Annotated in this window: 4 protein-coding genes; all 4 read right to left on the bottom strand. The window is 41.2% G+C overall.

Going from position 1 to position 5,487, the window contains the following annotated elements; translation table 11 throughout:
* Nucleotides 1–402 (bottom strand): LD-carboxypeptidase (locus LC574_RS24290; RefSeq protein ID WP_229456115.1); only part of this gene is annotated, 402 nt, incomplete at its 3' end.
* 98 nt (nt 403–500) lie between these two features.
* The gene (locus tag LC574_RS24285) at nt 501–2,942 is read right to left on the bottom strand and encodes a dynamin-like GTPase family protein (RefSeq protein WP_229456114.1); all 2,442 of its coding nucleotides are present in this window, start codon (nt 2,940–2,942) and stop codon (nt 501–503) included.
* Nucleotides 2,943–3,319: 377 nt separating this feature from the next.
* The gene (sppA, locus tag LC574_RS24280; protein ID WP_229456113.1) at nt 3,320–5,155 is read right to left on the bottom strand and encodes a signal peptide peptidase SppA; all 1,836 of its coding nucleotides are present in this window, start codon (nt 5,153–5,155) and stop codon (nt 3,320–3,322) included.
* A partial coding sequence (locus tag LC574_RS24275; RefSeq protein WP_229456112.1) for a hypothetical protein occupies nt 5,155–5,487 on the bottom strand: 333 nt, incomplete at its 5' end. The genes sppA and LC574_RS24275, both read right to left, overlap by 1 nt.

The following is a 5,487-nucleotide window of genomic DNA, read 5'->3' as shown; positions in this document are numbered from 1 at the left end:
ATGGGAGCGGATTAGCGAGTAGTTGAGTAAAGGTAAAATGCGATTACAACCCCAACCACCACGCATGGGAATAATTGCTTTTATGGTGCGATCGCTAAACATCGAGTTTACATCCTGGGCGCGATCGGCATCTTTACCCGCTAAATAGCCATAACGGTTTAAAATATGCTTCCCTAGCTTGACTTTTAACCCTAACTGTGAAATTGATTGTTGCGCTGCTTCGATATCTTTAGCGTCAACGATACCCGCAGGGGAAATCAATCCTACAGTATCGCCAGCTTGCAGGTGGGGCGGCTTGCGGATAGTGTTTGTGAGTTTACCTTCAGCCGTAAGTGGTGATATCTGGGTAGCTAGGGTAGCGAATCCACAGGTTGTGAGAAATTGCCGACGTTTGATAGTCATAACTATTGAGTTAAAGTTAGATCCCCGGCTTCTTTGAGAAGCCGGGGATCTGGATACCGCGAATTTTCACAAATTAAATAGGATTGCGATATATAAAACTAAACCTTTTGTACCACATCTGAAATCACAAATCCATTATTGGCAAACCTACCATCAGTATCAAATGAATCACCAATGACAGGCAAAAGATGTTCAGATAATTGCATCGCCTGTAAACAAGTATTAATACTAGAAGCTGCTGAATTATATGCGGCAATATTTTCTTCAACAACATTTAATAATCGTCGATTATTCGCAATTTTTTCTTCAGCTTCTTGTTCCAATGTTTTCTCTAAATAAGCACGCGCCTGTGGATATTGCTGCAAAATTTCATCTGCTTGCTGATTTGCCATTGGTAATAAGTGAGTTTTAAGGGTTTGGTTGATGGTTTGACGGAAAGATTTACGAATAGTGTGGGAAACTTTTGGTTCAAAATCTAACTTTAATAATTGCCTAATTGCTGGTTCCGCTTCCACAATACTTTCAGCGTCGTAACCTTGAGAAGTTTGTGATAAAGTTTGGCGAAATTGATATATAGAAAAAGTGCCTTCATCGTAAAATCTCGGACTTTCTCGCACAAAGCGATCGCACTCTACACTAGCTGCACTAACTAATGCTTGAGCAACTCCTTTTTCTAAAATTCTGATCTCTTGTTCAATACCACCATCATTATCTAATAAACGATACAACTGGCGATAATATTCTGACTTGCGAATCTTTTCAATCAATCGTTGGAAATAATTCGCCACTACTTGCTGAGAAGATTCAACCAAAATATCTTCTAATTGATTTGCTAAGTAATAAAATGCCTCTACTAAAATAGCTATTAAAGGTGCGGTAGCGTTGCGAGGATGGCTGATGGTTGCACGTTGATAAGCAGAAGCTACAGAAAAAGTATCTAGCAATTCATCTAAACGGCGAATCATTCGTGATTGCAATTGCTTAAAATCTGCTTCAAAAGCATCACAAGAATTATTAATTATTTGGTTCACTTCTTCTGTAATATGCTCATGAAAGTCTCTACCAATTTGCTGGAGTTGCTGATTTAGGCGTTGTAACTCTTGCGCCTTCATCGTCTCAATTTCTTGGGGCTGACTATCTAAATTGCGTTGAACACTCTGATAATGTTTTTTCAGTTTGATACAAACATCTTCCAAATCATCAGCAAGATTTTTAAATAATTGGGGACGCTTTTCTTCGGTAAGATAGCGAGTAATTGCTGTGCGAAATTCTTCAGTACCACTATCTTTAATTAGCTGTTCTATAATTTCATTTCCCCAATCTCCCAGAATCCGCACATAATTTTGATTTGGGGTTTCAAAGCCGTTAACAGAGACACGGAATTTAGTAGAAGACAGCTTTCCTGAATTTACACAGTAGTTGTTAAACGCATAGACAAATTGTGGTGTTTCTTCTTTACCATCTAAACCTTTAATACTTTCTGCGAAAACAGAATCTAAACCAAATCTATCTTGTTGGCTTGTCTGTTTAATCTGACTGCCATAAAATCCTAATAATCCACTCGTTTTATAAACCTTGCTTGAATTGTAAAATTGCCCACTAATTAAATCATCTAATCGTTGCCGTAGCTGAGTATTATACCAAGTTTCATCGATGCGGTTGAAGATATAGAAAACGCGATCGCGTACTCCCCCATTCTCCCGCATTAATTCCAAAAGTTCTGTTTCTTCTTTTGTCATCTCACCCGCCGCAGCAGGTTTTAGCACACACACCACCGCCGAAGTATCAGGATGTTGAATTTTGGCATAAGTTAGCTGTGCATCTTTCTCTACTGGTGCATCTATACCCGGTGTGTCAATAATTACATTACCATCTTGTAGCAAAGGATGATTGCAGTAATATTCTATTCGCTTCAATACTGCACTATTACTACCACGACGGGCATATCCAGCCGCTTCCTTGAGATTGGCAAAGTTAAATTGTTCCATTGAATATGTAGCATTATTAACCGTGCTGATGCGATCGCGGTTTGCTATATATCCCTCTAGCAACAACATTAACGCCTTCGCCTGTTTTGCACGTTCTGATTTATTCTCACCACCCTCCTGCTGAATAATCGCTTCACAACCTTGGCGTAGCAAGTTAATTACATCAGCTTGGTTGATATTAGCTACTGTCTTAAATCCTAGTTGCTGACACAAAGAAACTGCTTGTTCCCGAATCTCTACTTCACTTAAAAACGTCAAAACAACACGTTCTTTATCTACTTCTGCATACTCGATTTTGCATTCTGTACCTGTAGCGTGTCCCTCTGCACTGTAGAGTAATTCCCTCTCCAATAGTGCATTGATTAGCATTGATTTCCCGGCACTAAATGCACCCGCAAACACAATCTCAAATTTTGGGGAAATCGCCTTACTTAGGGAAGTTTGTACAGGTGTAATATCTTGGAAACGTAGCGTTGGTTCTTGTTGTAAAAGTTGTAATATAGACTCAACCTGCTCTTTCAAATTTTTGCACTGAAGCGGTAAATCTGACATATTCAGCATCCTGATAATATTTATGTATATATTAGTAATATTTATCGGCTTGCTGGTTCAGTATAATTTCTGAGATATTTGATGGGGTTTGGCTGCTGGATATGACTCAATACAGTTCAGTTAAGCATTTCTTCCTTCTCTCTGCGTCCTTGGCGTCTTGGCGGTTCGTTAAAAAAATTGACTTTGTAACATAGTTTTAGCCTTAACCCAAGCGTATTGGGATATGACTTAACTAAATACGCTTGGGTTAAGGCTTAAAGAAACCTCACCCTGGTTTTGCATAGCAAAACCTGTCCCTCTCCGATGCTTTGGAGAGGGATGTCCGGCAGGACTCTTTGAGGTTTTTGTTTTGGGTAATTCGATACTCAAAAAAGCATCTACTCAATCTTCAAGTTGAAAGGCAAACGGGCATAAACCCCTTGTGGATCGTTCATCTTTTGCAGAATTCCGATTTCCTGTTGCAACTTCTGGAATTCATTGGTGAGGGGATTGGATTGTTTGAGTTGCGTCGCCTCAATTCCTAAAGCAGTCCGCACCTCTTGTGTTGCACGTCCAAAAAACCGTTCTCCGAAACTGCTAGTGCGAGGATATTCTTGCACTTCCCAGTCTTCTTCTAGTTTCGCCTGCTTGACAGTGTACGCGATCGCACTATTCAAACCGCCAATTTCATCCACCAAACCAATTTCCTTAGCCGCTACACCAGACCAAACCCGTCCTTGAGCAATTTCTGCTACTTTTTGTTCTGGGAGTTTCCGACCTTGAGAAACTTTATTCAGAAACATATCATAAATTCGGTTCACACTACGTTGATAAATTGCCAACTCTTGAGGCGATTTTGGACGCGAAACTGTTTGACTATCAGCATAGCGTGCAGTTTTTACCGAATCCCAGGTGATGCCGTTATCACTCGCTAGCTTTTCACCATTGAATAGCAACCCAAATACACCTATTGAACCTGTGATAGTATTTGGTTCGGCAAAAATGCGGTTAGAGTCGCTAGCAATCCAATAACCACCAGAGGCGGCTACATCACCCATTGACACTACAACCGGTTTCGCTTCACGAGTTAATTTCACCTCTCGCTGCATGACTTCGGCTGCGGTAGCGCTACCACCAGGACTATTAATTCGTAATACAACAGCTTTTACATCCTTATCTTGTCGGAGTCTGTTGAAGATTTTGGCAAAGCGATCGCCTCCTACTAGCCCATCTTCTCCTTTACCATCGACAATCTCGCCCTCAGCATAAACAACGGCAATTTTATTTTTTGAACTACGTTCTACACCGAAAGATTTGCCAGAAACTTCTGCATAGCTATTGAGCCTAATTTGTCGGAATGTTTTGTCGTCTTTATCGCTATTTGTCAACTTTTTGAGGTCAGTTACCACTTCATCGGGGTATGCTACTCGATCGACTAAACCAGTAGTTTTGGCTTGCGTGGCTTCCAATAGTGCCTGATTATCTGCGATCGCTTGCAATTTCTCAGGTTTAATTTTTCGACTTGCGCCTACAGTAGTGCGCCACTCTCCCCAAACATCATTTAACAATTTCTGGGTTTGTTCGCGGTTTTCTGGACTCAACTTTGTGAGGATAAACCGTTCTACAGCCCCCTTAAATTTCCCCACCCGCACGACTTGAACACCAATGCCATATTTCTGCAATGCACCCGCTAAGAACATCGGTTGTGAACTCAAACCGTTGACTTCCATCATTCCCAGAGGATTAAGTACAACGGAATCTGCCACTGAACTAAGGTAATATTCCTTTTTACTCCAATCACTGCCATAAGCAACAATCTTTTTCCCCGCAGCGCGAAACTCTTCCAACGCTTTCCGAATTTCTTTTAGGGACGCATAGCCAACGTTACCAGCTTGGCTTGTGCTTGTTGCATCTAAATAGATCCCGACAATTCGCGGATCGCGCCGCGCCTTTTCCAAAGTTTCCACAACTTTGCGGAGTGCCATTCTTTCGTCATCTACACCTGATATTGTGTTTTGAAACAGTTTGTCTGAACTAGGTTCGCTATCAGTAATTTTCATTGACAAGTCAAAAACCAACACTGACTTATCTTTCACATTTGGCCCAGTATCTTTAGAGGAGCTAGCAGCCAATATTAGCAAGAACAATCCAGTGGTTCCCAGACCACCGAAAATAATTAGTCCTAGTAAGGTGCCAATTAAACTAGCAAAAGTTTGTTTAATAAAATTACGCATTAGTTATTGGGAATTGGGAATTGGGCATTGGGCATTGGGCATTGGGCATTGGGAATTGGGCATTGGGCATTGGGCATTGGGAATTGGGAATTGGGAATTGGGAATTGGGAATTGGGCATTGGGCATTGGGCATTGGGAATTGGGAATTGGGAATTGGGCATTGGGCATTGGGCATTGGGCATTGGGAGAGAATTTTTAACTCCTAACTCCCTCATATCACGTCCGGTTAAACAGTTGTCAATTGCGAACGGAGTGAAGCAATCGCTCCAGACGTTGTGATTGCTTCGTTTCACTTCGTTCCACTCGCAATGACATATCACAAGTAATTTATC

It is taken from the genome of Nostoc sp. CHAB 5715 (genome assembly GCF_020829685.1).
Classification (GTDB): Bacteria; Cyanobacteriota; Cyanobacteriia; order Cyanobacteriales; family Nostocaceae; genus Nostoc.
Note: the sequence above shows the minus strand (reverse complement) of the source record. Positions and strands in the feature narration are given on the sequence as shown.